This window comes from Curtobacterium citri (genome assembly GCF_030362955.1).
Lineage (GTDB): Bacteria > Actinomycetota > Actinomycetes > Actinomycetales > Microbacteriaceae > Curtobacterium > Curtobacterium citri.
Genome location: NZ_JAUCML010000012.1, coordinates 35,052 through 60,097 on the forward strand (window position 1 = coordinate 35,052; position 25,046 = coordinate 60,097).

Here is a 25,046-nt window from a genome sequence, read left to right on the forward strand (position 1 = left end):
TGCAGACAGGTGGCCGCTCGCGCGGAGGGAGGACGTCGCTGTCCTCGGGGCGCTCGTCGACGGCCGCCGGTGGTGGGTGGCAGCAGCGTAGCGCGGCGGCGGCCCGGTACGACCGGTCCGGTACGGATCGCGCAGTCAGGACCCGGTACCCGACGGACGGGAGGCGCGTGGCGGCCCCGCCCCGCGCCTCCCGTCCGCCGTCCGCTCACCCGGCGGGCGCGACCAGTTCCTGCTGCCCCGGCGCACGACCGACGCCGAACGCCGTCGACGCACCGCGCACGTCCGCCCGGTACTCCCCCCGGAACCCCCGCACCGACACCCGACCCCGCTCGTCCGTGCGCAGCACGGTCGGCGCCGTCCACCACTCGTCCTTCACCAACCGCCGCAGCGCCTCGTAGGACGGCTTCGGCGACCCGTCCGAGCGCACCAGGCCGATCGGTGCCCCGAGCCACGCGCCCGCGTCGGTGATCCCCCAGTACGTGACCGACTCGACCGCCGGGTGCCCGACCAGGCTCCGGTAGTGCCGCTCGACCTCGTCGGCCTGCCGGGCCTCACCCTCGGGCGTCGACGGCCACGAGGGGACCTGGTGGTCGTTGAGGTCCACGATGTGCGCGGGCATGAGGTCACCCGACACGAGCGACGTCTCGGTCAGGTGCAGCGGCAACCCGTAGCGGGCGAACCGGTCGACCATCGCGAGCATCGTCTCCTCGCCCCAGTACCCCTGGTGCATGTGGGTCTGCAGCCCGATGGCGTCGATCTGCACGCCGGCCTCGAGCACGCCCTCGATCAGGCACTCGTACGCGCTCGACAGGTCGAAGTCGTTGAGCAGCAGGGTCGCGTGCGGGTTGGTCGCGCGCGCCTCCTCGAAGGCCATCCGGATCGTCGGGATGCGCCCCTTCGCCCGGGCGAGCGGGGTGATCGCGTTGTCGCCGTTGTCGAACACCGGCATGATGACGACCTCGTTGATGGCGTCCCAGGTGTCGACGAGCCCCGCGAACTCGCCGACCTCGCGGCGGATGCGCTCGCGCTGCAGCCGCTCGACCTCGTCGAGGGGCAGACCGAGCAGCCAGTCCGGCTGCACGGTGTGCCAGACGAGCGGGTGCCCCTTGAGCGCGACACCGCGGTCGCGGAACCACTCGGCGGTGCGCCGGAGCCGGGCGGTGTCGGGTCGGCCGCGCTCGGGCTCGAAGCGACCCCAGTAGAACGGCAGCGTCGCGGTGGTGAAGACGTCGGTGTACAGGTCGGCGAGGTGCTCGGCGGCGGCGGCCGCGCTCCCGGTCAGTTCACCGTTCGCCAGCTCGAGGAAGTCGAAGCCGATGTTGCCGAAACCGAAGGCGTGGCGGGTCTGCTCGACGGTGACCTCGGTGTCCGCCAGCGGCGTCCCGTGGTGGTCGACGACGGTCAGGACCGTCTCGCCCGTGCGGTGTGCGACGGCCTGCTGCGGGGACCCGCCCGTGCTCGTGGTCGCTCCGGTCATGGTGCTCCTTACGACGTCATCGTCTGTCCAGGATTTGTTGTGCGGCCGAACATAGCGGGTGCTCGGCCGGTTGCCCAGCCCCGAGTGCAGATCGTCCGGCGACCGCGACCCGCACCAGCACCCGGTACCGCACCTGAACGAACCCGCGGTACCGGGCCTCCCCGTGCACGGCTCCTCCATCGACTCCGGCGGGACGCTCGCCGCATGACGACGAACGACCCCGCCCGCTGGTGGCGGCAGACCCGCGGGGAACGTGCCACGCTCGCCGCGATCGTGGTGCTCGGCGCGGTGCTCTCGAGCTGGAACCTCGGGCGCGGCGGCGACCTGTCCTTCTACGCGGCCGCCGCCCGGTCGATGTCGGAGTCCCTGCCTGCGTCCCTGTCCGGCTCGTTCGACCCGGGCGCGACCGTCACGCTCGACAAGCTCGCGGGCTTCGCGGTCCCCCAGGCGATCAGCATCCACCTGTTCGGCATGTCCACTGCCTCGCTCGCGCTGCCGCAGGTCGTCGAGGGGGCCGTCACCACCCTCGCGGTCTCGGTCGTCGTGCTCCGGTGGCTCGGCGCTCGCGCCGGCCTGGTCGCGGCCGCCCTGACCGCCGGGACCCCGATCTTCGTGTCGATGTTCGGGCACCCGATGGAGGACGGTCTGCTCACGGCAGCCCTGGCCGTCGCCCTGGTCTGGTGGCAGCGGGCCGCGCTCACCCGGACGTGGTGGCCGCTGCTCACGGCGGGACTGGCCGTCGGCGTCGGCTTCCAGGCGAAGATGCTGCAGGCGTGGATGGTGCTGCCCGCGCTGGTGCTCGGCACGGTCCTCGCCACCACCGGTGCCGGGCCGCGCCGGCGCCGCGCCGTCGGGCACGTCGCGGTGCTCGTCGGCGCGACGGTCGTCGCGAGCCTCGGCTGGTCGGTGGTCGTCGCGCTGCTGCCGACGGCGGACCACCCGTACGTCGACGGGTCGACCGACGACAGCGTCTTCGCGATGGTGTTCGGCTACAACGGCGTCGACCGGTTCCTGCCCGGCGCGTGGCCCGGTGCGGTCGGCGCGCTCGGGCACGCCTCGGCCCACGCCGCGGATGCGTGGCGTGCCGTCGCCGGGCACCGGCCCGGTCACTCCCTGCTGCAGCTCGTCACACCGCGCTACGCCTCGCAGGTCGGCTGGTCGTGGCCCGCAGCGCTCACCGGCATCGTCGTGGGTGCGGTCCGCTGGTGGCCGGGGCGCACCGTCCGGGAGGCCCGGGTCCCCACCGCCACGTTCCTCACCCTGGTCGTGTGGCTGGGCACCGGGTTCGTGGTGCTGTCCGCCCTCACCCTCCCGCACACCGCGTACGTCGCCGGCATCGGCGTCCAGCTCGCGGCCCTCGCGGCGCTCGGGTGGTGGAGCGCCGCCCGGCTCGTCGACGCGCCCGACCGCCGGCTGCGGCTGGTGCCCGTCTCGTTGCTCGTCGTCCAGGGCGCGTGGTGGGCGTGGCTCGCGCGCGCGTCATCGGAGCCGACGCTCCTCGCCGTCCTCGCCGTCGGCGTCACGGTGGCCGCCCTCGTCGCGCTCCTCGTGCGGTGGCGCCGGGTGGCGGATGCGCCCTCGACGCGGGTCGTCGGCAGCCGGAGGACCACCGCCGGCCTGCTCGTCGCCGCCGTGGTGCTGGGACCCGCGTGCTTCTCGCTGCAGGTGCTCGACGCGTCCCGCGACGGCAGCGGGTCGGACGCCTCGGTCGGTGTCGCGCAAGGGGCGTTCGCCCGTTCCGGTGGGGCCCCGACACGGGCGCTCGCCATCGGCCGCTCGCCGGTCGGCCGCGGACCGGGGCACACGGACACCACCGGCTTCTCGGTCTCCGCGCCGGACCCGTGGGGCGGACAGACGACCCTGCCCGGCGAGGACCGGGAGCTCGTCGCCGCTGCACGGCGTGACGGGGGCGGCCGGGACGGCGCACCGCTCTTCCTCACCGACTCCTGGCGGCTCGCCGCGGACGTCATCGGTGCCACCGGGGACGAGGTCCTGACGGACGGCGGGTTCTCCGGGCAGGTGCCGGTGTTCACCACGGCGCAGGTCGAGTCCCTCGTGCGGTCGGGTCGCACCCGCCTCCTGGTCGTCGCGGCCGGGACGCCTCCGACCGACCCCGTTCGCCAGGCCGCCACGGACCTCGGGTGCCGGGTGGTGCAGCGGTGGGGGTCCGCCCTGGGGCAGTCGCAGCCATGGCAGAGCAGGGGCGGGTCGGCCTCCACGCTGGAGCGCTGCTCCTGACCCCGTGGTCCCGCTCGGGCCGTCGGTTGCGGGCCGCCGTGGCTAGGGTGCAGGCATGGCCGGGACGGTGAGCGTGGCGCACGACGCCGTACTGCTCGCCGGCGGGCGGGCGTCGCGCATGGGTGGGGCCGACAAGACGGCGCTCGTCTCGGGGGGCCTGACACTGTCGGACCACGCGGTCGCCGCGGCCGGACGGGCAGCGACGGTCGTGCTCGTCGGGCTCCGCGACGGGCGCTCGGCCCCCGACGGGGTCGTCCACGCCCGCGAGGACCCGCCCTTCGGCGGACCGGTCGCCGCGATCGCCGCGGGCCTCGCCGCCGTCGCCGACCCGGCACCGTGGACGCTCGTGCTCGCGTGCGACCTGGTCCGCCCCGAGGCCGCCGTCGCGCAGCTGCTCGGCGCGGCCGACGACGCGGGTGACGACGCCGACGGGCTCGTCGCGGTCGACGAGGACGGGCGCCGGCAACCGCTGCTCGCCCTGTACCGCTCGGACGCGCTGCACGCGGCGGTCCGGGCGCTCGGCGACCCCGACGGTGCGGCGGTCCGGCGGCTGACCGCGGACCTCAGGATCGTCGAGGTCCCGCTGGATGCCGGACTCTGTGCGGACGTGGACGAACCGGCCGATGCCAGGCGGGTCACCGACGGGTCGGGGCTGCTTGACTGACCGCATGACCACTGACGACGTCCTCGCCGCATGGACCGCCGAGCTCGCCGAGGCGCTCGGGTTCCCCGAGGACTTCACGCTCGACCGCGACGTCGTGCTCGACCTCGCCCGCGACGCTGCGCACGGGGTCGCCCGTCCGGCCGCCCCGCTGACCACCTTCCTGGTCGGGTTCGCCGCGGGCCTCCGTGGCGGGTCGAGCGCCGACGTCACCGATGCCGCGGCGACCGCCACCCGCCTGGCCCTGGCCCGCGGCGACGCCCCCGCATCCTCCGAGCCCTCCGCATCCCCCGAGCCCTCCGGGTCCTCCGAGCCCTCCGGGTCCTCCGAGCCCGACGCCCGGTGACGGCGGTCCTCCTCCCCTGGGGCGACGCCCGCGCCGAGGCCCACCGGCAGGGCGGTCGGCTCGCCGCGGACACCGCCGTCCGGGACCTCGGTGCCGGTCCGGTGCGGCTCGACCTGGCCGGTGCGCTCGGACGGACGCTCGTCGGCGACCTGCTCGCACCGGGCGCGGTCCCCGGGCACGACGGTGCCGCCATGGACGGCTGGGCGGTCGCCGGTGAGGGCCCGTGGGTGCTCGGGGCGGCCATCGTCGCCGGTGCGGTGCCGTCGGACGAACGCTTGACGCCCGGGCACGCGCGGCCGATCACGACCGGGGCCCCCGTGCCGCCGGGCACCGACGCGGTGGTTCGTTCCGAGGACGCCGCGGTCGACCACGCCGGGTTCCTCGTCCGGCACACGCCCTCGACGCGTCGCCACGTCCGACCGGCGGGCGAGGAGGTCGCGCTCGGGCAGGTGCTCTTCGCCGGCGGCACGGTCCTCACCCCGCCCCGAGCAGCTCTGGCCGCGGCCTCCGGTGTCGACGACGTGCTCGTCGCGCCCGCCCCGACCGCCCGGGTGGCGGTGCTCGGCGACGAGATCGTCGGCAGCGGCGTGCCGCGCCCGGGGCAGGTCCGCGACGTCTTCACGCACACGCTGCCCGCGGTGCTCCGCTCGTTCGGCGCCGAGCCGGTGGCCACCGAGCGGGTGTCCGACGACGCCGACCACACCGCCCGGGTCCTGGACGCCGCCCGCGAGCGCCTCGTCGTGACCACCGGCGGCACGGCGGGGTCGTCGACCGACCACGTCCGCGGTGCGCTCGACCGCATCGGCGCCGAGCTCCTCGTCGATCGGGTGGACGTGCGCCCCGGACGCCCGATGCTCCTCGCCCGCCGGGGCGCCACCCTGTACCTCTGCCTGCCCGGCAACCCGATGGCCGCGATGGTCGGCCTCGTGCTGCTCGGCGGGCCGCTCGTCGCGGGGCTGCTCGGACGCCCGCTCGAGCCGACCGGGTCGGTCCGACTGGCGGTCGACGTGCCGAACGACCGTCCGGGAGGACTGGTGCTCGCGTACCGGGCGACGCCCGACGGTGCCGTGCCGGCGTCCCACCAGACGTCGGCGATGCTGCGCGGCCTGGCCGACGCGGACGGTCTGCTGGTCGTCGGGTCCGGGGGCCGCGTGGCGGGCGATGCCGTGCCTCCCGTCCGACTGCCGTGGACCTGAGGACCGGGACAGGCAGGACGGCGAGATCCGCACCGCCCTGGCGGCAGTCGGACGTGGATGGTAGACCCGGACCATGAGCCGGATCACCGCGCGGAAGCGCGTCACCCGCATCACGGTCGCGACGTCGCGCTCCGTGCGCGACGACCTGCTGGCGGTCGAGGAACCGCTCGAGATCCGCGTCGGCGGCAACTCGCTCGCGATCACCATGCGGACCCCGGGCAACGACGTCGACCTCGCCGCCGGGTTCCTGGTGTCCGAGGGCGTCATCGCCCGCGGTGACGACTTCGCCGCTGCGCGGTACTGCGCCGGCGCGACCGACGAGGGCCTGAACACGTACAACGTGCTCGACGTGACGCTGGCCGCGGGCGTCCCCGCGCCGGACCCGAGCCTCGAGCGCGCCTTCTACACGACGAGCTCCTGCGGCCTGTGCGGCAAGGCGAGCATCGACGCCGTCCGGACCACCTCGCAGCACGCGGTGCAGCACGACGACCTCGTGCTCGACCCGGGCCTCCTCGCGACGTTCCCGGACCGGCTCCGCGAGGCCCAGGACGTCTTCGAGAAGACCGGCGGCCTGCACGCGGCGGCCCTGTTCGACGGCCGGACCGGGCGCATGCTCGTCCTCCGCGAGGACGTCGGGCGGCACAACGCCGTCGACAAGGTCGTGGGCTGGGCGGTGAAGGAGGGACGGCTGCCCCTCAGCGGCACCGTCCTCATGGTCTCCGGGCGGGCGAGCTTCGAGCTGACGCAGAAGGCGTCGATGGCCGGGATCCCGGTGCTCGCCGCGGTGTCCGCACCGTCGTCGCTCGCCGTCGACCTGGCGAAGGAGGTCGGCATCACGATCGTCGGCTTCCTGCGCGGCCAGAGCATGGTCGTCTACAGCCGACCGGAGCGGATCGTCGAGCCCGCCCGCACCGCAGAGCCCCAGCGAGAGACAGTGAGCGCACCGTGACCGAACAGCCCCCGAAGGACGACGTGACCGACGCCGAGATGACGGTCGGCGAGCCGAAGGACTGGGCGGCCGGCGTCCCCGGTGTCCTGCACTCGATGACCCCGGCGATCGAGCAGCTCGGCGTCGCGCGCGCCGCCAAGCTCATGCTGAACCTGAACCAGAAGGGCGGGTTCGACTGCATGAGCTGCGCCTGGCCGGACCCGGACAAGCGCAAGACCGCCGAGTTCTGCGAGAACGGCGCCAAGGCGGTCGTGTGGGAGGCCACTCCGGTGCTCGTGCCGCGGTCGTTCTGGGCGGAGCACTCGGTCGACGACCTCGCCGACAAGACCGAGTACTGGCTCGGCATGCAGGGCCGCATCACCGAGCCGGTCTGGAAGCCCGCGGGCAAGGACCACTACGAGCCGGTCAGCTGGGAGCGGGCGTTCCGGATCATCGCCGACAAGCTGAACGGGCTCGACTCCCCCGACCAGGCCTCGTTCTACACGTCCGGGCGCACCTCGAACGAGGCGGCCTTCGTCTACCAGCTGTTCGTCCGGGCCTTCGGCACGAACAACCTGCCCGACTGCTCGAACATGTGCCACGAGTCGACGAGCCTGGCGATGGCCGAGGTCGTCGGCATCGGCAAGTCGACCATCGCGTACGACGACTTCGAGGAGACCGAGCTCATCATCGTGATGGGCCAGAACCCCGGCACGAACCACCCCCGGATGCTCACCGCGCTCGAGGACGCCAAGGAGAACGGTGCCGAGATCGTCGCCGTGAACCCGCTGCCCGAGTCGAGCCTGAAGCGCTACAAGAACCCGCAGAAGGTCCGGGGCATCGTCGGCCGCGGGACCGAGATCGCCGACCAGTTCGTGCAGATCCGGCTCGGCGGCGACATGGCGCTGCTGCAGGCGCTGTCGAAGCGCGTCGTGCAGGCCGAGCTCGCCGCCCCCGGCACCGTCGTCGACCACGCCTTCATCGCAGAGCACACCAGCGGGTACGAGGCGTTCGTCGAGCACGTCCTGCAGGTGGACGACGACGAGGTCGTGCGCGCGACCGGGCTCACCCTCGAGGAGATCGACGAGCTCGCCGAGCGCTACCTGCGCTCCGATCGGACGATCATCACGTGGGCGATGGGCATCACGCAGCACACCAAGGCCGTCGACACGATCAAGGAGATCATCAACCTCCTGCTCCTCCGCGGGAACATCGGCCGTCCGGGCGCCGGCGCCTCGCCGATCCGCGGGCACAGCAACGTGCAGGGCGACCGCACGATGGGCATCTGGGAGCAGATGCCCGACTCGTTCCTCGACGCACTGGCGAAGGAGTTCCACTTCGAGCCGCCGCGCGAGCACGGGGTCGATGCGCTCAAGGGCATCAAGGCGATGCAGCGCGGCGAGATCAAGTTCTGGATGGGGATGGGCGGCAACCTCGTCGCCGCCATCTCGGACTCGAAGCTCGCCGAGGCGGCGTTCCGCGGCACCGAGATGACCGTGCAGGTGTCGACGAAGCTCAACCGCTCGCACGCCGTGGTCGGCGACGAAGCCCTGATCCTGCCCACGATGGGCCGCACCGAGATCGACGTGCAGGCCGCGGGCCCGCAGTTCGTCTCCGTCGAGGACACCGTCTGCTCCGTGCACGGCAGCCACGGCCAGGTGCCGCCGGTCGCTCCGGGCCTGCTGTCCGAGGTCGCGATCGTCTGCGAGCTGGCGAAGGCCACGCTCGGCGACCGCGTGGCCGTCGACTGGCAGGGCATGCGTGACGACTACGACGTCATCCGCGACCACATCAGCCACGTCGTCCCCGGCTTCGAGGACTACTCCCGCCGCGCCGCGAGCAAGGAGGGCTTCGTCCTGCCGAACGGTCCCCGCGACTCGCGGTCGTTCGCCACGAAGACCGGCAAGGCGATGATCACCGTCAACGAGCTGGAGCACGTCGAGCGCCCCGAGGGCACCCTGCTGCTGCAGACGCTGCGCGCCCACGACCAGTACAACACCACGATCTACAGCCTGAACGACCGGTACCGGGGCATCAAGAAGGGGCGGCACGTCGTCTTCGTGAACCCGGACGACCTCACCGAGCTCGGGCTGCAGGACGGCGACCGGGTGGACGTCGCGACGGTGTGGGACGACGACGTCGAGCGGGTGCTGCGGGACTACCGCGTCGTGGCGTACCCGAGCGCCCGGGGCTGCGCGGCCGCGTACTTCCCGGAGGCGAACGTGCTCGTGCCGCTCGACAGCGCGGCGAAGGGCAGCAACACGCCGGTGTCGAAGGCGGTGCCGGTGCGGTTGACGCGGGTGGCGGTGCCCGCGGGGGTGTGAGGCGCCGGCGCGGGCAGGCCGGCCCGTCCGGCACGCGTCCTGCGACATGACCGCTGTCGTTCGACAGCGGACTTGTCGCATCATGCGCACGCATCCGATGCACGAGCATGGTGCGACAGAACAGCTGTCGTTCGACGAGTGCAATGTCGCAACGGGCGACGGACGGTCTGACCGTCGGACGGGAGGCGCGGTGCCAGCTGGCACTGCGCCTCCCGTCCGTTGCGGTGCCGGCCGGTCAGTCGCGCAGCGCCGGATCCACGGGTGGCTCGTACGGCATCGGGTGCTCGCCCTGCCAGATCGTGTCGACGTCGTCGAACTCCCGTGGGGAGCAGTCGGTGTCGAATACGTCGCCCCCACCCCCCGGAACCGTGTACTGGTACCAGGGTCCGTCGCCACCCGGCGTCGAGCTCCACAGGCCGTCGGACCAGTACGTGAGCGGCACGTCGCCCATCGGGTGCCCCGCCTGCGCCATGCACGCCTGCAGCCGGTTGAAGGCCGTGGTGTACTCCTGCAGCGTGACGACCCCGTCGGCGGTCTCGGCGTCCTGCTGCGGCGACGGCTCAGCGATCGTCGCCCGCTGCACCCACGACACCCACACGGCGTAGCGCGCCGGCCCGGAGCCCGACAGCGTGACCGTGCTGTTGCCGGAGCCATCCACGGGGGTCATGCTCCACGACGTGCGGTCGACGTCCTCGGTCGAGGGCAGGCACGGGTCGCCGACGTCCACGCGCGTCCCGTCGACCGCCACCCGGAGGTCCGCCCGGTCCAGGCACGTCCACGACACCGTGATCGCGTCGGCACCGCGCGGTCGGTCGTCCAGCGTGATGGTCCGGTCGCCGTGCGTGACGAGGAAGGTCGGGGTCCCGAGCACCGTCGCGTGGTTGCTCTCCTCCACCTGGTAGCGCGCGGATGTCGCCAGCTGGCTCTCGACGGCGGCGTCCGGGTCTGCTCCGGGGAGCGCGGCCGCGGTCAAGCCGCCGGTGAGCCCGCCACCGACCACGAACGCCGCGAGGACGGCCAGCACCGTGGCCCGGGTCGGGCGTCGGCGCCGGACCGGAGTGGTGCCGGCAGCGCCGGTCCGGTCGACCTCGGCGACGAGCGCGTCGCGCATCGCGGTCAGGCGTGGGGAGAAGTCGTCGTTCACAGTGCGCCTCCGAGGGGTTCCGCTGTGGCTGTGTACCGCTGGTGGAGCCGGGCCTTCGCCCGGTGGAGTCGGGACTTCACCGTCCCGGGCCGCACACCGAGGACGGCGGCTGCCTCGCGTTCGCCGAGCCCCTCGAGCACACAGAGCGTCAGGACGCGCTGGTCGTCGAGCGAGAGCCGACCCATCGCGGCGACCGCGCCGCCGTCGGAGAACTGCTCTGCGGGGTCCGGCGCCGGTTCGGGCATCGGGAACCGGCCGAGGAAGGCACGGTGCCGACGAGTCGACCGGGTGACGTTGTGCGCCGTGTTCGTCGCCGTCACGAGGAGCCACGGCAGCAGGGAGTCGTCGACGAAACGGACGGTGTCCCGGCGGCGCCACGCCTCGAGGAACGTCATCGCGACGACGTCGTCCGCGTCGGCGACCGCCGAGGTCGGAACGAGGCCGACCGCGTGCCGCCGGAGCCTCGCGGCATGCCGGTCGAAGACCCTGCCGAAGGCCTGCCCGTCGCCCGCGAGGCTCAGGGCCCAGTCGGCCCGGTCCCCCGTGATCTGGTTCATGTCAGGTGGTGTCCGCAGACTGCCGACGGGTTCCCGGTCCGGCGTGTCGGACCGTCACCGGGCAGACGGGTCAGCCCCTGCCGTCGCTCCCGTGCTGCTCCGTGATCCGCTCCCCGGTCTGCGGGTCCCACCCGATCGTCCGAGGTTCGACCCGGCGCGGCCGACGCTCGGCCTTCGGGAACCACGGCCGGGCCGAGGGCAGGTAGGTCAGGACCGCGGCGACGCCGAGCGCGAGCGGCTCGAGCACGGTCCAGCTCGGCTCCGCAGCGAAGACGGCGATCACCACGTTGAGCACCGCGAAGGCGCTGACCAGCGCGAGCCAGAACCGGGCGGTCCCGGAGCCACGTGCCGTGCGCAGCGCGCCCCACGCGAGCAGCGCGCAGAAGCCGATCCCGAGCACTGCGCCGACCAGCCCGGCCGGCACGAGTGCGGGGTCCTCGCGGTCGAGCCGGACGATCCCGACGACGACCTCCACGGTCCGCACGGCGAGCACCGTCCACCAGATCGCGACCGCGACGGTCACGACCGTCGGCCGCCGTGCTCCACGCTGCTCCGACACGTCGTCCATGCTTCCCCCTCCGCCGGTCCCGGGGACGGCCCGGGTCACCTCCGCACCGCGAAGCTACCGGACCCGACGCGCTTCGACCCCGCACCCGACACGGAGACCGCGTGCTTCCCGACCGCCGTCGACGCCGAGACCGTCCAGGCGAGGGACACCCGACCACGACCGTCCGACGTCACACGACCGGCGACGCCCTGGTCGACCCGGAACAGCACGGACTCGCCGGCGCGGAAGCCCGAGGCGCTGAAGGTCACCCGCTTCCCGCGCTGCACGGTCGCTGCACTCGTCCCCACGGTGGTCGGGGCCGCGGTGGCCTCGGCGCAGGCGTCACCGGCCGTGCCCACGGGGACGGCCGAGGCGACGGTGCGACCACGGTCGTCACGGACGCCGTCGTCCTCGCGGACGGTCAGCGTGCCGACCCCGTCGCCGAGCACGGCGCCGCCCTGGGTGTTGCTCACGGTCATCGGGTAGCCGGTCGTCGGCGCGGTGGACGGGCGACGGTCGCCGAGCAGCGGCACGCTCACCGCCCTGCAGACCTCCCCCGGTCGGAACACCACGGGCTGCATGGTCGGGGTGAGGTGCTCGTCGTACACCTCGGACAGGTCGAAGTACGCGGTCGTGGTCTGCTGCGCGGGGCGCGAGAGCACGACGGCGGCGCGGACGGTGCCCCGGCCGGAACCCTCGTCGACGGTGCGGTCGGCGATCCGGACCGTCGGACGGTCGACCACGGCGGGGTGCCCGACGGACGACGCCGGGAGCACCGACAGGTCGCTGAGCAACACGCCGCCGTTGCCCGCGGGGACGTCGACCGTGACCTCGCGCACCGCGGTCAGGTCGACGCCGGTGAAGGCGGTGAGCGGGACCTGCGCCTGCTGGAGCAAGGTCTTCCGCGGGGCGTTCCGTGACCCGGGCAGCCGCTGCCCGGAACGGCTGACGTCGGCGAGCCGCTGCGACGCGACGTGCCCGGCGGCGTCCCGCACGCGCAGCGTGACGTCGGCGTTCGTGCGCGATCCGTCGTCCGGTGCGATCCGGACAGACAGTGCCGAGAACCCGGACAGGTCGCCGCGGTCGGCGGGCACCGCGACGTGCACCTGGCCGCCGGTCGGGGTCCGGGTCGGGACGACGTGCAGCGAGGGGGTGGCGGGTACGGCCGGTGCGAGCCAGGCCGGCGTGAAGTCGGGTGCGTTCGACGACGACGCGACACAGGCGGGCAGTGCCGGCTTCGCCTGCACGTCCGTGGCGCTGGCGCACGTCGTCGCGGTGACCTGGCCGGTCGTCGTGACCGCCCGGTCAGCGGCGGCGAACAGCGCGAGGTCGCGGCGGCTCGCGCCGGGCAGCGACGCGCTGACCCGGAGGTCGGCCGACCCGAGTGCTGCCGGCTGCCGTCCGCTGCCGTCGAAGTACGGCAGGAACTGCTGCTCGCCGCCGAGCGTCAGTCGGAAGAACCCGCTGACCAGGCTCGTGCCGACGGCGGACTGCGCATCGGCGGACAGACGGGTGCTGGTCGACGACGACGTCCCGCACACCGGGTCGGTGTCGTCCCACCAGTCGTCCGACGAGGCCAGCGGGTACTTCCCCGGCGTCCACGTGGTGTTGAAGAAGTTGTGGTTCGCGCCCATCACGAGGATCGACGAACGGAGTACGTCGTCCCCGAACGCGGTACGGGAGTCGTCGAAGAAGTGCTGGCCCTGCAGGTCGGACACGTCACCGTCGCAGTACGGCAGGACGACGGCGGTGTCCGTGTCGGGCAGGGTCGTCCGCCCGAAGTCCGTCGGCGCGAGGGGCATCACGGCCCTGATGCCGAACGGCTGCGCGCGCTGCTCGTTGAGCAGGGCGGCGCGGACGACGCCGTCGCCACCGCGCGAGTGCCCCATGAGTCCGACGTCGCCGAGGTCGAGCCTGCCGACGAGCAGCGGTGACAGGCGCGGCTCGTGGCCGGCGTCCGCACGGCGGAGCAGGTCGAGGTGGTCGAGCACGAGCTGCCCGCGGGCGAGAGCTCCGCCGTCGTCGGCGTACGTGCCGTCGAGCGCGTTGATCGCGTTCGCGGAGACCGAGACGACGACGTAGCCGTTGCTCGCCAGCGCGGTCGCGGCGGCGTCGTAGCCGCGGTAGCTCGGGATCTCGGTCTGCCGACGGCCGCACGGCCACCCGGCGCTGCTCGGGGTCCCGCCCACGCAGGCCTCGTGCCGGCCGTGCAGGAACACGACCACCGGACGCTTCCCCGGGGCGTCCTCCGGCAGGAACACCGCGGCGCGCATCTCGCCTTTGCGGTTGCCCCCGAAGCCGCGCAGGGTCTCCACCTGGTCGCCGAGGTCGTAGTCGGCGCGCGCCACCGTGTACGGGCCGGCCGCTGCGGGATCCGCGTCGCTCGGCGCAGGAGCGTCGGACGGCGCAGGGGTCCCGGACGGCGCAGGGGTCCCGGACGGCGCAGGGGTTCCGGACGGCGCGGCCTGCGGGGCGACCGTCTGCGGTGCACCCGGCTGCGGTGTGCCCGACGGCGCGGACGGGTCGACGTCGCTCGTCCACGCGAGCGACACGTCGTCGGCCCGGGCCACCGCGGGGTCGGTGGTGGTCACGGTCACCCGTCGTTGGTCGAGGCTCGTCCGGCCGACGCCCACGTCGTGTCCGTCGACCAGGAGCACGGGCGCCGCGGCCCGGATCGGCAACGGTGCATCGAGGTCGAGCGTGACGTCGTAGCCGCCTGCGGAGGGGGTCACGCTCCAGTCGTCGCCCTGCGCCACGGGGGCGACCGCCGCCGCGTCCGCGGGGGCGGCATGGGCGGGCGCGGCGAGCACGCCCGTCAGGACGGCGGTCACCGCGAGGACGGTGGCGGATCGGATCGCGGACGATCGCTTCGTGTGTCGGGTCACGGTGCCTTCCCTGGCTCGGCCGCGGGGACACGCCCCCGCTGTCCGAAACCTAGGGGGCGCGGAGCACCCCGCGGATCATCCTGCGGGATGACGCGCGCCCGCCGTCCGGCCAGCTGGCCTGACAGAGGGGGCGACGCGACGGACGGGAGGCGCGGTGCCGGGCCGGCGCCGCGCCTCCCGTCCGCCCCGTGCCGCCGTGTTGCTGGGTCGCCGTGACGGCTGCGATCAGGACCGACGGCGGCGCGCCAGGGCGGCGACCACGGACGCCAGGACGAGCACCCCGGCGAGCGCCGCCGAGCACCAGGCCACCACCCGGGCGGCCTGCGCCGCGTCGAACTGGCTGCGCGTCGCGACGAGCGCGAAGTCGCCGGAGTGCGCCCACGGGAACGCGGGTGCGAGCGGCCACGCGGTCCGCTCGGCCAGCACGGCGACGACGACCGCGCAGACGGCGAGGGCGGCCAGCACGAGCGCGGGCGTCTGTCGGCGGAGGCGGGAGCGCATCCGGGCAGGCTACCGGTGCGCAGGCGGGACGTCGCTCGTCGGGAGCGCCGGACCCGGTCGCCGACCAGACTGGTCACCGTGATCGAACACCTCAGTCTCCCCGCCCCGCTCGAGGTCCCCGACCGGGCGACGGTCCTGCGTCGCGCCACGTCGGACGACCTGGGTGCCATCGTGCGGCTGCTCGCCGACGACCCGGTGAGTGCCGGACGCGGTGACACGGCGGCCACGGACGACGTCGGGGCGTACGCGTCGGCGCTCGACGAGGTCATCCGCGACCCCGGTAACGACCTCCTCGTCGCGGTCGACGCCGACGGCTCCGTCGTCGCGACCCTGCAGCTGACACGCATTCCCGGCATGGCCCGTCGCGGCAGCACCCGGCTGCTGGTCGAGGCGGTCCGCGTGGCCAGCAGCCGTCGGTCCCTCGGGATCGGCGGCGCGCTGATGCGCTGGGTCGTCGACCGCGCGGCGCCCGAGCTCGGGGCGTCCCTCGTCCAGCTGACCTCGGACGCCGCGCGCGTCGACGCGCACCGGTTCTACCGGCGGCTCGGGTTCGTCGACTCGCACGTGGGGTTCAAGTACCGCCTCCCGACTGCGGACTGACGGCTGGTCAGACGGTCGCCTCCGTGTGCCGGACCTTGCCGACCACGACGTCGACGATGCCCGCCACGAGCGCGGCCGCGACGAACGCCAGGGACACCCCGAGCCCCAGCGGCAGCCCCTGCGCGTAGTCGCCCTTCGTGCTCGCGAGCGCCGAGTAGAAGACGCTGCCGACCGCCGCGATGCCGATCGCCGACCCGACGCGGGCGCCGACCTGGATGAGACCGCCGGCCGAGCCGCCCTGCTCCACCGGGACCTCGGAGAGCGTGAGCGTCTGGTTCGGCGAGATCGTGAGCCCGGAGCCGATGCCCCCGACCAGGAGCGGCAGCACCAGCCACCAGCCGAGGTTCGGTCCGTAGTGGTTCGCGACCACCCACACGACACCGCCGAGCCCGATGAGGACCAGGACCGTGCCGACGACGATGAGCTGACGGCCGAATCGGTGCACGACCCGTCCACCGATCGTCGAGGCGACGCCGGAACCGATCGCGAAGGGCACCGAGGCCAGGCCGGCGAGCAGGGCCGAGTAGTGCAGGCCGGACTGCAGCGCGAGCGTCAGGACGAAGAACAGCGGGGTGAAGCCGGCGAAGTAGACCGTGGCCAGGCCGACGCCGAGCGAGAACGACCGACGGCGGAAGAGCCCGAGGTCGATGACCGGCTCCTTCGTCCGGCCGTAGCGGCGCTCCCAGAGCACGAACAGGACGGCGAACACGACTGCGGCGACGACCAGCCACCACTTCGCGTTGCTCTTCCACTGCTCCGACTGCACGAACGGCAGCAGCAGGGCGACCACCGCGGCACCGAGCAGCACGATGCCGACCGGGTCGAAGTCGTGCCGGCGACCGCGTTCCTTCGTCGCCGCGGCGGGCAGGTAGCGGAAGGCCAGGAGGATCGTGACGAGTCCCACGGGCAGGTTCACGAAGAAGACGAAGCGCCAGCCGTTCTCGGTGCCGAACGCGGTGATGAGCAGCCCGCCGATCAGGGGGCCGATCGCGGTCGCGATGCCGACGGTGGCACCGAACAGCCCGAACGCGGTGCCGCGCTCCTTGCCGCGGAACAGCTGCTGGATGAGCGCGGTCACCTGGGGTGTGAGCAGACCGCCCGCGAAGCCCTGCACGAGGCGGGCGATCACCAGGACGAGCCCGTTCGGCGCGAACCCGCACAGCGCACTCGCGACCGTGAACAGTCCGACGCCGATGACGAACATCCGCCGGCGGCCCGAGGCGTCGCCGAGACGACCGCCGGGGACGAGCAGCAGACCGAACGCCAGGGCGTAGCCGGACAGGATCCACTGCACGGCCTCGGGCGAGGCGCCGGGCAGGCCGCTCGAGATCGACTGCAGTGCGACGTTGACGATCGACACGTCGAGCAGCACGATGCCGCCGCCGAGCAGGCAGATGACGAGCGCCTTCCAGCGGTTCGGGTCCGGCTCGTCGCCGCCACCCCCAGGGCCGCCGCGCCGGTCGGCGGGCTCCTGCTGGGTGGAAGACTGCTCGGTGGGGTGCTGCTCGGCCTGCTCCGCCTCGGGGTGCTCGGCGGTCGCGGCGTGGTGCGCGGTGTGGTGCGCGACGGTGGGAGCCCCATCGGGCTCGACGGATCTGCGGTGTTCGGCTGCCATGACGATCCCACGCTAGGCCGACCCCTCCCCGCGGTCCGCAGGATGTGCGGTAGCTGTCCCCCACTGCCCCAGACCGGGCCGATGGACACCTGCCCGTTCTGCCGCATCATCGACGGCAGCGCCCCCGCGACGTGGGTCGAGCGCGAGGAGCACGCGGTCGCGTTCGCACCCCTGCCCGACTCGGCCCTCGCCCCCGGGCACACCCTCGTGGTGCCGGTCGCGCACACCGCGGACCTGCTGAGCGCCGACCCCACCTCGCTCGCCGCGTGCACGGCGCTCGCGCGACGGGTGGCCCGCGCGATGCGGGGCGCCCTCGACGCGACCGGCACCGTCCTGCTGCAGGCCTCCGGCGCCGACGCCGGGCAGAGCGTGCCGCACCTGCACTTCCACGTCGTGCCGTGCTGGTCGGACGACGGTACGACGCACTGGCCCGCGCGGCGGTCGGCACACGTCGTCGACGGCGACCCGTACGCGGCGGTCGCGTCGATGTTCGAGTAGCACGGTCCGCCGATGTCATCCCGCAGGAGCACGACGGTCCTCCTCTGAGCCGATCCCCGCGCCGGCGCGGTCCGATGTGATCAGAGCACACACCACGAAAGGCCCGACATGCCCCGCACCACCACGACCGTCCTGACCGTCGGCGCGCTCGCGCTCGCCGCGGTCGCCCTGACCGGCTGCTCCGCCCTCGGCGACGCCGCGCACGACCGCCTGACCTCCGAGGCGTCCAGCCGCGCCGACCTGGAGTCCGCTCCCGCGTGGCTGCCGGACGACGCGACGGCGATCACCTCCGTGACGGGCACCGGCGGCGGCCCCTCCGACACCGCACCGACGACGCTGGTCTTCACGAGCCGTGCCGGCGTGACCGCGGACGGCTGCCGGACCACCCCGCGGAAGTCGGCGCCGACCATGGACGCCGACGGCGCGCCCGACGTCTACAAGGCGACGTCCGTGCTGCAGTGCGGCGGCTGGTCGATGACCGCGAAGGGCGACCGCTGGGTCGCGTGGACGCCGAACCCGGGCGACGGCGGGTCCTGAGCGTGCCCCGTCACCGCGGCCGGCGTCGGCGAGGCGACCACCGCCTCCCGTTCCGGCTCCTCGTCGAGGACCCCGCCACCGTCTCGGTCGCCGCACTGTCCGCCGGGCTCGGCGCCCTGGTGGTGACCGGGGCGGCCGCCGCACGGCGGATCGTCGAGCTCGGGGACCGCACCGGGTCGAGCGCCACGGTCGCCCTCATCCTGCCCGTCGTGGCGTGGGTGTTCATCGGGGTCGCGCTGTACGTCAGCGCCGTCGTCGCGTCGAACACCTGCGCGACCGTGATCGCCGGCCAGACCCGGTCCCTCGCCCTGCAACGCCTGCTCGGCGCGACCGGCGCCCGGCTCCGCCGGCAGGTGACCCGGACCGGTCTGGTCAGCGGACTCGTCGGTGCCGTCGTCGGGACCGTGCTCGGCACGCTCGTCGCCGACGCCGCCCTCTCCGTCGCCGCCGCGGCCGGGACGCTCCCGCCGCTCGGCGTGCTCGCGCCGCCGGCACTCCTGCCGGTCGGGCTGCTCGTCGCCGCGATCACCACGCTCGCGTTCCGCATCGGTTCGCGGGCGGTCCTCGCCATCCCGCCGCTGCGCGCGCTCGAGTCCGGTGTCGAGCCGCCGCCCGGCACGACCCGGTCCGTGGGTCGCACGGTCACCGCCGCGGCGCTCTTCCTGTCGGGCGCCACGGGACTCGGCGTCGCCGTCGTCCTCGGGGCGTCGACCGTCGACGCGCTGCTGCTCGCCGTGGGCTGCGGTGCCCTGTCGTTCACGGGGGTCGTCGTCGCGTCGCCGGTCCTGCTGCCCGCCGTCCTCCGCCTGGTGGCTGCCGCGACCGCCCGCTCGGTCATCCCCGCCATGGCCGCGCGCAACTCCCTGCGTGCACCGAGGCGGACCGCCCGTGCGACCGTCGGCCTGCTCATCGCCGTCACGCTCATGGCGACGTTCGCGGTGGGCTTCGCGACGTATGCGAGCATGCTCTCGCAGCAGGCCGCCGGCGACCCGGAGTACTACCGCGGCATCGAGGAGCAGTTCGACCAACTGGCGGTCATGTTCACCGGTCTCGTCGGCGCGGCCGGGGTCATCGCCGCCGCCGGCGTGGTCGCGGTCACCGCGCTGACGATCGCGCAACGCGGCCGTGAGCTCGGCCTGCTCCGGGTGGTGGGCGCGACCCGGCAGCAGGTCCGCGCGCTCGTGCTCGTCGAGACGGCGATCACCATCGCCGTGGCCGTCGTGCTCGGCGTCCTGCTCGGCACGGCCTACGGCTGGGCGGGGGCGTACACGCTGCTCGGGGCCACGAAGGGTGCCACGCTCATCGCCCCCGTCGTGCCGGGGTGGCTGGTGGTCGTCGTGCTCGTCGGGGCGTCGGCGACCGGGCTCGCCGCCGCGCTCGGTCCGGCCGCACGGGCCGTCCGGGCAGCCCCGGTGGCGGCGCTCCGGTACGAGTAGGCGGAGCGGGGCCGGGGCGGCCGGGCGGCTGCGGCGGTGCGAGCGCTAGAACCAGCGGAGCAGGAGCTGCTCCACGACGTTCCGCGCGATCCCCAGCGGTCCGGCGACGGGCTCGCCGGAGTCCCGCCCCACCGCGCGGAGCAACGCGTCCTGCGCGGCCCGGTGGTCGTGCCGCTCGTCCTCGGACCACGACTCCGGCGGGGTCGTCCGGGCGGTGCTGACGCGCTCGACGCGCTCGACTCCGTACCGGAACCCGACGGGCCGCGGTGCGGACTCGATCATCGCGGCGACGCGCTCGTGGGAGTACGTGTCCGTGCACCCCGTCGCGCGTCGGACGAGGTCCGTCAGCCCGCGCAGGCCGGCCTCCGACGACACGGACCGCACCTGCACGATCCGCGCGCGGCTGCACAGGTCGTACAGCAGGCCCTCGTCGACCGCCGTCACCGGTCGCCGCCCCGACCGGAGCCGACCGCCGTCACCGGTCCTCGCCCGGGTCGGATCCCGCGGCCCGGCGGACGAGGTCGCGGAGCCGCTCCTCGACGCCGTCTGTCCACTCGACGACCGCGTACGAGGTGGCCCACATCGCGCCGTCGTCGAGCGCCGCGTCCTGCTGGAACCCGACCGTGGCGTACCGGGACCCGAACTTCGCGGCCGGCTGCACGAACGTCACCACCTTGCCGTCCCGGGCGTACGACGGGAAGCCGTACCAGGTCTTCGGGTCGAGGTGCGGCGCGACCTCCGTCACCAGGACGTGGAACCGGGAGGCCAGGGTCCGGTCGAAGCCGGTCAGCTGTTCGATGGCGACGGTGCAGGCCTCGCGTTCGGCGTCCCGCTTCGCCGCACCCTTCAGACCCCTCGTCGCCCGGCGCTCGTCGGCGGCCTGCTGCATCGCGGCGCGTTCCGCCTCGCTGAACACGGTCCCCATCTCGACTCCCTCGTCAGGGGCGGTGCGTCCACCGCCGTCCTCGGCCGGTGCCACGCGGAACCGGTCACCGAGCATCATGCCGCACCCACGGCGAGCGCGGCGGTCGCACCGAGGGTCAGCCGGTCACGGGGTCCGTGCCGCGCCGACCTCGGCCGTCGCCCGCTCCCGGAACCGCTCCGCCGCCGGGGTCGGCACACGGTCGAGCACTCCGTCCGCCGCCTCCTCGAGCCGGACGAGCCCCATGCGGCGCAGGTACGGCGTCTTCCGGTCGCTCGCCGCGCGGTCGGCCACGACGTCCGCCGGCAGCACGAACTCCTCGACGTTCCGCCCACCCGCCGCGTACGACCAGTCGACGAAGTCGAAGAGCGGCCACCAGGTGAACCCGCGCAGGTCGACGCCGTCCGCCACGAGCCCGCGCACCGCGTCGGCTGCGTCCGCTACCCAGGCCGAGCGACGGTCGTCGTCGCCCTCGATCGAGGTCTCGGTGACGACCATGGGGATCCCGTACCGGTCGTCGAACCGACGGAGGGCCTCGACGAGCCCGGCGGTCCACCGGTCGTGCGCGTGCTGGACGACCCGGCCGTCCTCGAGAGTGAGCTGCCGCGGCGTGAGGTCCGGGTAGTAGTTCACGCCGAGCAGGTCGACGGCGACCGCGCCCTCCACCAGCGCCCGCAGCGCGGTGGGTGTCGCCCCGTGGCCGAGGAGCCAGTCGTGCGCGGGGTGCTCCGCCGTGACCCGTCCGAGCACCAGGTCGGTCGGGACGGTCCCGAGCAGCTCGAGCAGGGCTGCCTCCGCCACCACCGCGGTGCCGCCGTCCACCGGTCGGACGAGCGTGCTCGCCTCGACGTGCACGATCACGGCCTGCGGGTTCGCCGCCCGGACGGCGCGGACGGTCCGCTGGATGCCGTCGACGATGCCGAGCACCACCCGGGTCCACCCGTCCCACCCGGTGAGGCCCGGGGGCCACACGCCCCGCAGCCCGGCGAACGAGGCCGTCGTGATCGGTTCGTTGAGGGGGGTGACGTGGTCGACCACACCGGCGTACCGCCGGGCGAAGGCCTCCGCGAACTCGGCCACGACCGCCGGGTACCGCGGGTCGGCGAACGAGTCGTCGAGCCACGTCGGTGTGCCGTAGTGCACCAGGTCGGCGATGACCGTCACCCCGCCGGCCGCGGCGTGCGGCAGGCGCTCGTCGAGCTCCGACCAGTCGAAGCGGCCGGGTCCGAGGTGCACACGGGGCCAGTCGACGCCGTACCGCAGCGCCGTGGCGCCGAGGTCACGGACCGCGTCGAGGTCGCTCCGCCACGCTCGGTCGTGCCCGGTCAGCGCGTGCTCGTCGAGCGGCGCCATCGCGAACCGGGCCGGCGGGTGCACGCAGGTGTCCTCGATGCCGAGCGCCCAGGTGAACGTGCCGCGGGCGAAGGCGGACGGGCCGGTCACTTCAGCCCCGAGGTGGCGACACCGGCGACGAAGTACTTCTGCGCGAAGAAGAACCCGACGGCGATCGGCAGCAGCGAGATCACCGCACCGGCGAGCAGGACCGCGTGGTCGGTCACGTGCGCCCCGCCGAACAGCGTCAGTCCGGCGGGCAGCGTCAGCATGTCGTTCGACGTGCTCACGACGAGCGGCCAGAGCAGGTCGTTCCACAGGGCCATGCCGTTGAGCACGGCGACGGTCGCGATCGCGGGCTTCGCCAGCGGCAGGATCACCTGCCAGTAGATCCGCCAGTGCCCGGCGCCGTCGATGCGCGCCGCCTCGTCGAGCTCCGGCGGGATGTCGATGAAGAACTGCCGGAACAGGAAGATCCCGAACGCGCTCGTCGCCCGCGGGATGATCAGCCCCTGGTAGGTGTTCAACCAGCCGAGGTGGAACAGCTCGACGAACACCGGGATGAGCGTCACCTGGAACGGCACCATGAGCGTCGCGATGACGAGCACGAACGCCACGTTCCGCCCGACGAACCGCATGCGGGCCAGTGCGTACGCGCACATCGAGTCGAAGAGCAGCGTCAGCACGGTCGTGACGACGGTGAACACGAACGAGTTGAGCAGCAACCGCAGGAACGGCAGTTGCGACCACACCCCCTGGTACCCGTGCAGCGTGATGCTCGTCGGGAACAGCGAGGCGGGGTGGCCGAACAGGTCGGCCTCGGACCGGAACGACCCGCTCACCATCCAGACGAACGGCACGAGCGCGAACACCAGCCCGATGCCGAGGTACACCCACTTCAGGACGGAGCCGGTGACGACGAGGCCGCTCCGACGACCGTGTCGCCGGGCGCGTCGGTCGGGGTCCGGCCGGGAGGCACGGGTCGGCTCCGCCACGGGCGGTCGCCGGGTGAGCGCGTCAGTCGACATCGTCGTAGCGGAACAGTCGGAGCTGCAGGAGCGAGATGAGCATGATGATCACGAAGAGGACCCAGGAGATGGCCGACGCGTAGCCGGTCTGGTAGTCGACGAAGCCGTCGCGGTAGAGCAGGTTCACGAGCGAGTCGGTGGCGAACACGGGTCCGCCGCCGGTCATCACGTAGACGAGGTCGAAGACCTGGAACGACTGGATCGTCAGGATCATCGACGTGAAGAGCAGGGTCGGGCGGATGCTCGGCAGCGTGATGCGCCAGGTCGTCTGCCAGCGGTTCGCGCCGTCGAGCTCGGCCGCCTCGTACCGTTCTGCGGGGACGCCTTTGAGCCCGGCGATGAACAGGATCATCGCGAAGCCGATGCTCTTCCACACCGACACGAGGATCACGGTCGGCAGGGCGAGCGAGGTGGACTGCAGCCAGGCGACGCTCGGGAGCCCGAACAGTGCGGTCAGGCCGCCGACGAGCCCGATGTCGGGGTCGAGCAGGAACTTCCAGACCAGGCCGATCGTGACGAGCGACACGATGGTCGGGAAGAAGAACACCGACCGGACGATCCGGTTGAGCAGGGTGTCCCGCTGCAGCAGGAGCGCGGCCACGAAGCCGAGCACCACGAGCAGGACGACGGAGACGACCGTGTACTCGAGCGTCACGCGCAGCGCGTTCCAGAACTGCGGGTCGCGGGTGAGCTGCACGTAGTTCCCGAGGCCGACGAACTGCTGCGATGCGGCGCCCACCGTCCAGTCGAAGAACGAGTAGTACAGCGACCGGAGGATCGGGAACAGGACGAACACGCCGAGGATGAGCAGTGACGGCGCCATGAAGAGCCAGGCCGGCTGGAAGCGGCGCGCTCGACGGCGGGTGGGGCGCGCCTCCCGGCCGGTGGCGGAGGCGGGGGTCCCGTCACGCGCACCGCGTGACGGGGCCGACCCGAGGAGTTGGTCGGTCACTTGCTGCAACCCGTCAGGCCGTCGATGGTCGACGCGGCCTCCTTCGTCGCGTCGGCGACCGAGGTGCCGCGGGTGATCTTGCCGATCATCGGCACGTAGGCGTCGGAGTCGACCTTCGTGGCGTTCTCGACGTGCGGCAGGTACAGCCGGGCGTCGCCGACCTGGCTCGCGAACACCGACACCGTCGGGTCGGCCTGCAGCTTCGCGTCGTCGGTCAGGTCGGTGCGGAGCGGCGGGAAGCCGGTCTGCAGCGAGAACTTCTGCTGCGCGGTCTTCGACGTCCAGTAGGCCAGGAACTGCTGCGCCTGCTCCGGGTACTTCGTCTTCGCCGAGATCGACAGCGGCGCGATCGACCCGAGCGTGCTCGACTTGCCGTCGACGCCGACCGGGACCTTCACGATGCCGAGGTCGATCCCGGCGCTCTCGTACCCGGACGCGGCCCACGGTCCGTTGATCTCCATCGCGGCCTTGCCGGCGGAGAACAGCGAGTCGGCTTCGGCACCGGTGAGCCCGACCGGGCTGACCCCGTCCTTCGCCACCAGGTCACCCCAGGTCTCGAGGCCCTGCTTCGACGCGCTCGTCTGGACGGCGCTGCAGCCCTTGCCCGTGACGATGTCGCCGCCCTCGAGCCACTGCAGGACCGGCCACATCTGGATGGTCTGGTTGTCGGCGAGCGCGATGCCGTACTTCCCACCGGTGGTGAGCTGCTTCGCGTCGGCCGCCATCTCCTGGACGGTCGTCGGCGGGTTCGCGATGCCGGCTTCCTGGAAGAGCTTCTTGTTGTAGTACAGGCTCAGCGTCGCGAAGTTCGCGGGGACGCCGTAGAGCTTGCCGTCGTAGGTGAACTCGTCGACCGTCCCGGGGGCGAACTGCGCGGTGTTGATCTTGCTGTCACCGCTGCCGGTCATCGTGATGGGCAGCACCGAGTTCGTCTTCACGTACTGCGCGACGGCGTTCGGGTCCGAGCTGACCGCGGCGACGTCGGGGCCCTGTCCGGTGAGCCACGCGGACGGCAGCTTCTGCTGGATGGTGTCCCAGGGCTGGACGGTCATGTCGACCTTGATCTTCGGGTGGGCCTTCTCGAAGTCCTGCACGATGGTGGCGTAGCCGGGGCGGTCGCCGCCGGTGAAGCCGGTCCAGACCTTCAGGGTGACGGGGCCGTTCGTGCTCGCGGATCCCCCGGCCGAGCAGCCGGTCAGGACGAGGGCGAGGGCGGCGGCCCCGGAGACGACCGCGAGGGTCGTGCGCGTGTGCTTCATCGTTGTAACGCTCCTTTGCGTCGCAGGGGTGCGCGGGTCGGTGTTCGGTGTCGGACGGTGCGC

23 protein-coding genes are annotated in these 25,046 nt (G+C 73.4%); 10 read left to right on the forward strand and 13 right to left on the reverse strand.

Annotated elements, in window-relative coordinates:
* Positions 1 to 205: 205 nt before the first annotated feature.
* Positions 206 to 1,477, reverse strand: coding sequence for an endo-1,4-beta-xylanase (locus QUG92_RS15275; RefSeq protein ID WP_289459824.1), 1,272 nt, complete (start codon positions 1,475 to 1,477; stop codon positions 206 to 208).
* Positions 1,478 to 1,681: 204 nt separating this feature from the next.
* Here QUG92_RS15275 and QUG92_RS15280 point away from each other — a divergent pair, with 204 nt between their 5' ends.
* From QUG92_RS15280 to QUG92_RS15305, 6 genes are all read left to right on the forward strand, one after another.
* Positions 1,682 to 3,715 carry a glycosyltransferase family 39 protein gene (locus QUG92_RS15280; protein ID WP_289459825.1) on the forward strand — a complete coding sequence of 678 codons (2,034 nt, stop codon included), beginning with the start codon at positions 1,682 to 1,684 and terminating at the stop codon, positions 3,713 to 3,715.
* A 55-nt stretch (positions 3,716 to 3,770) separates the two neighbouring features.
* A complete protein-coding gene (mobA, locus tag QUG92_RS15285; protein WP_289459827.1) occupies positions 3,771 to 4,379 on the forward strand; it encodes a molybdenum cofactor guanylyltransferase in 609 nt (202 codons plus the stop codon).
* Positions 4,380 to 4,383: 4 nt separating this feature from the next.
* A complete protein-coding gene (locus QUG92_RS15290) occupies positions 4,384 to 4,722 on the forward strand; it encodes a DUF6457 domain-containing protein (protein ID WP_289459829.1) in 339 nt (112 codons plus the stop codon).
* On the forward strand, positions 4,719 to 5,918 hold the full coding sequence (locus QUG92_RS15295) for a molybdopterin molybdotransferase MoeA (protein ID WP_289459831.1): 1,200 nt from the start codon (positions 4,719 to 4,721) through the stop codon (positions 5,916 to 5,918). The genes QUG92_RS15290 and QUG92_RS15295 overlap by 4 nt, the downstream gene beginning before the upstream one ends.
* Positions 5,919 to 5,991: 73 nt before the next feature.
* Complete coding sequence (fdhD, locus tag QUG92_RS15300) at positions 5,992 to 6,867, forward strand: formate dehydrogenase accessory sulfurtransferase FdhD (RefSeq protein WP_069712938.1); 876 nt, start codon at positions 5,992 to 5,994, stop codon at positions 6,865 to 6,867.
* 38 nt (positions 6,868 to 6,905) lie between these two features.
* Positions 6,906 to 9,170 carry an FdhF/YdeP family oxidoreductase gene (locus QUG92_RS15305; RefSeq protein WP_289459869.1) on the forward strand — a complete coding sequence of 755 codons (2,265 nt, stop codon included), beginning with the start codon at positions 6,906 to 6,908 and terminating at the stop codon, positions 9,168 to 9,170.
* Positions 9,171 to 9,405: 235 nt separating this feature from the next.
* Here the strand turns inward: QUG92_RS15305 and QUG92_RS15310 are convergent, their stop codons facing one another.
* From QUG92_RS15310 to QUG92_RS15330, 5 genes are all read right to left on the reverse strand, one after another.
* Entirely contained in the window at positions 9,406 to 10,314 is a 909-nt protein-coding gene (locus QUG92_RS15310) for a hypothetical protein (RefSeq protein ID WP_289459832.1), read from the reverse strand.
* Positions 10,311 to 10,871 (reverse strand): RNA polymerase sigma factor, encoded by a 561-nt coding sequence (locus tag QUG92_RS15315; RefSeq protein ID WP_069712936.1) that lies wholly within the window; start codon positions 10,869 to 10,871, stop codon positions 10,311 to 10,313. The genes QUG92_RS15310 and QUG92_RS15315 overlap by 4 nt, the downstream gene beginning before the upstream one ends.
* A gap of 70 nt (positions 10,872 to 10,941) precedes the next feature.
* Positions 10,942 to 11,439, reverse strand: coding sequence for a hypothetical protein (locus QUG92_RS15320; RefSeq protein ID WP_182046242.1), 498 nt, complete (start codon positions 11,437 to 11,439; stop codon positions 10,942 to 10,944).
* A gap of 35 nt (positions 11,440 to 11,474) precedes the next feature.
* A complete protein-coding gene (locus QUG92_RS15325; RefSeq protein ID WP_289459833.1) occupies positions 11,475 to 14,249 on the reverse strand; it encodes an alpha/beta hydrolase in 2,775 nt (924 codons plus the stop codon).
* Positions 14,250 to 14,528: 279 nt separating this feature from the next.
* Positions 14,529 to 14,804, reverse strand: a complete 276-nt coding sequence (locus QUG92_RS15330) for a hypothetical protein (protein ID WP_289459834.1) — start codon at positions 14,802 to 14,804, stop codon at positions 14,529 to 14,531.
* Positions 14,805 to 14,882: 78 nt separating this feature from the next.
* Here QUG92_RS15330 and QUG92_RS15335 point away from each other — a divergent pair, with 78 nt between their 5' ends.
* Positions 14,883 to 15,404: a GNAT family N-acetyltransferase gene (locus QUG92_RS15335; RefSeq protein ID WP_289459835.1), complete on the forward strand. Its 522-nt coding sequence runs from the start codon at positions 14,883 to 14,885 to the stop codon at positions 15,402 to 15,404.
* A gap of 7 nt (positions 15,405 to 15,411) precedes the next feature.
* On the opposite strand, the gene QUG92_RS15340 is transcribed toward QUG92_RS15335, so the two are convergent.
* Complete coding sequence (locus tag QUG92_RS15340; RefSeq protein ID WP_182046246.1) at positions 15,412 to 17,019, reverse strand: MFS transporter; 1,608 nt, start codon at positions 17,017 to 17,019, stop codon at positions 15,412 to 15,414.
* A gap of 81 nt (positions 17,020 to 17,100) precedes the next feature.
* On the opposite strand from QUG92_RS15340, the gene QUG92_RS15345 reads away from it, so the two are divergent.
* The 3 genes from QUG92_RS15345 to QUG92_RS15355 all read left to right on the forward strand — a co-directional run bounded on the left by QUG92_RS15345 (position 17,101) and on the right by QUG92_RS15355 (position 19,490).
* Positions 17,101 to 17,517, forward strand: coding sequence for an HIT family protein (locus QUG92_RS15345; RefSeq protein ID WP_182046247.1), 417 nt, complete (start codon positions 17,101 to 17,103; stop codon positions 17,515 to 17,517).
* Positions 17,518 to 17,625: 108 nt separating this feature from the next.
* A complete protein-coding gene (locus tag QUG92_RS15350) occupies positions 17,626 to 18,054 on the forward strand; it encodes a hypothetical protein (protein WP_289459836.1) in 429 nt (142 codons plus the stop codon).
* A gap of 2 nt (positions 18,055 to 18,056) precedes the next feature.
* Positions 18,057 to 19,490: an FtsX-like permease family protein gene (locus QUG92_RS15355; RefSeq protein ID WP_289459837.1), complete on the forward strand. Its 1,434-nt coding sequence runs from the start codon at positions 18,057 to 18,059 to the stop codon at positions 19,488 to 19,490.
* Between the two features lie 45 nt (positions 19,491 to 19,535).
* Here QUG92_RS15355 and QUG92_RS15360 read toward each other — a convergent pair whose 3' ends face one another.
* From QUG92_RS15360 to QUG92_RS15385, 6 genes are read right to left on the reverse strand one after another with little or no spacing between them, the layout of a single operon-like run.
* On the reverse strand, positions 19,536 to 19,934 hold the full coding sequence (locus QUG92_RS15360; RefSeq protein WP_289459838.1) for a hypothetical protein: 399 nt from the start codon (positions 19,932 to 19,934) through the stop codon (positions 19,536 to 19,538).
* A 31-nt stretch (positions 19,935 to 19,965) separates the two neighbouring features.
* A complete protein-coding gene (locus QUG92_RS15365) occupies positions 19,966 to 20,493 on the reverse strand; it encodes a hypothetical protein (protein WP_411469351.1) in 528 nt (175 codons plus the stop codon).
* A 45-nt stretch (positions 20,494 to 20,538) separates the two neighbouring features.
* Positions 20,539 to 21,855, reverse strand: a complete 1,317-nt coding sequence (locus QUG92_RS15370) for a family 1 glycosylhydrolase (RefSeq protein ID WP_289459839.1) — start codon at positions 21,853 to 21,855, stop codon at positions 20,539 to 20,541.
* Complete coding sequence (locus tag QUG92_RS15375) at positions 21,852 to 22,772, reverse strand: carbohydrate ABC transporter permease (RefSeq protein WP_220456199.1); 921 nt, start codon at positions 22,770 to 22,772, stop codon at positions 21,852 to 21,854. The genes QUG92_RS15370 and QUG92_RS15375 overlap by 4 nt, the downstream gene beginning before the upstream one ends.
* Complete coding sequence (locus QUG92_RS15380; RefSeq protein ID WP_289459840.1) at positions 22,762 to 23,724, reverse strand: carbohydrate ABC transporter permease; 963 nt, start codon at positions 23,722 to 23,724, stop codon at positions 22,762 to 22,764. The genes QUG92_RS15375 and QUG92_RS15380 overlap by 11 nt, the downstream gene beginning before the upstream one ends.
* Positions 23,721 to 24,983: a sugar ABC transporter substrate-binding protein gene (locus QUG92_RS15385; RefSeq protein WP_289459841.1), complete on the reverse strand. Its 1,263-nt coding sequence runs from the start codon at positions 24,981 to 24,983 to the stop codon at positions 23,721 to 23,723. The genes QUG92_RS15380 and QUG92_RS15385 overlap by 4 nt, the downstream gene beginning before the upstream one ends.
* Positions 24,984 to 25,046 lie beyond the last annotated feature (63 nt).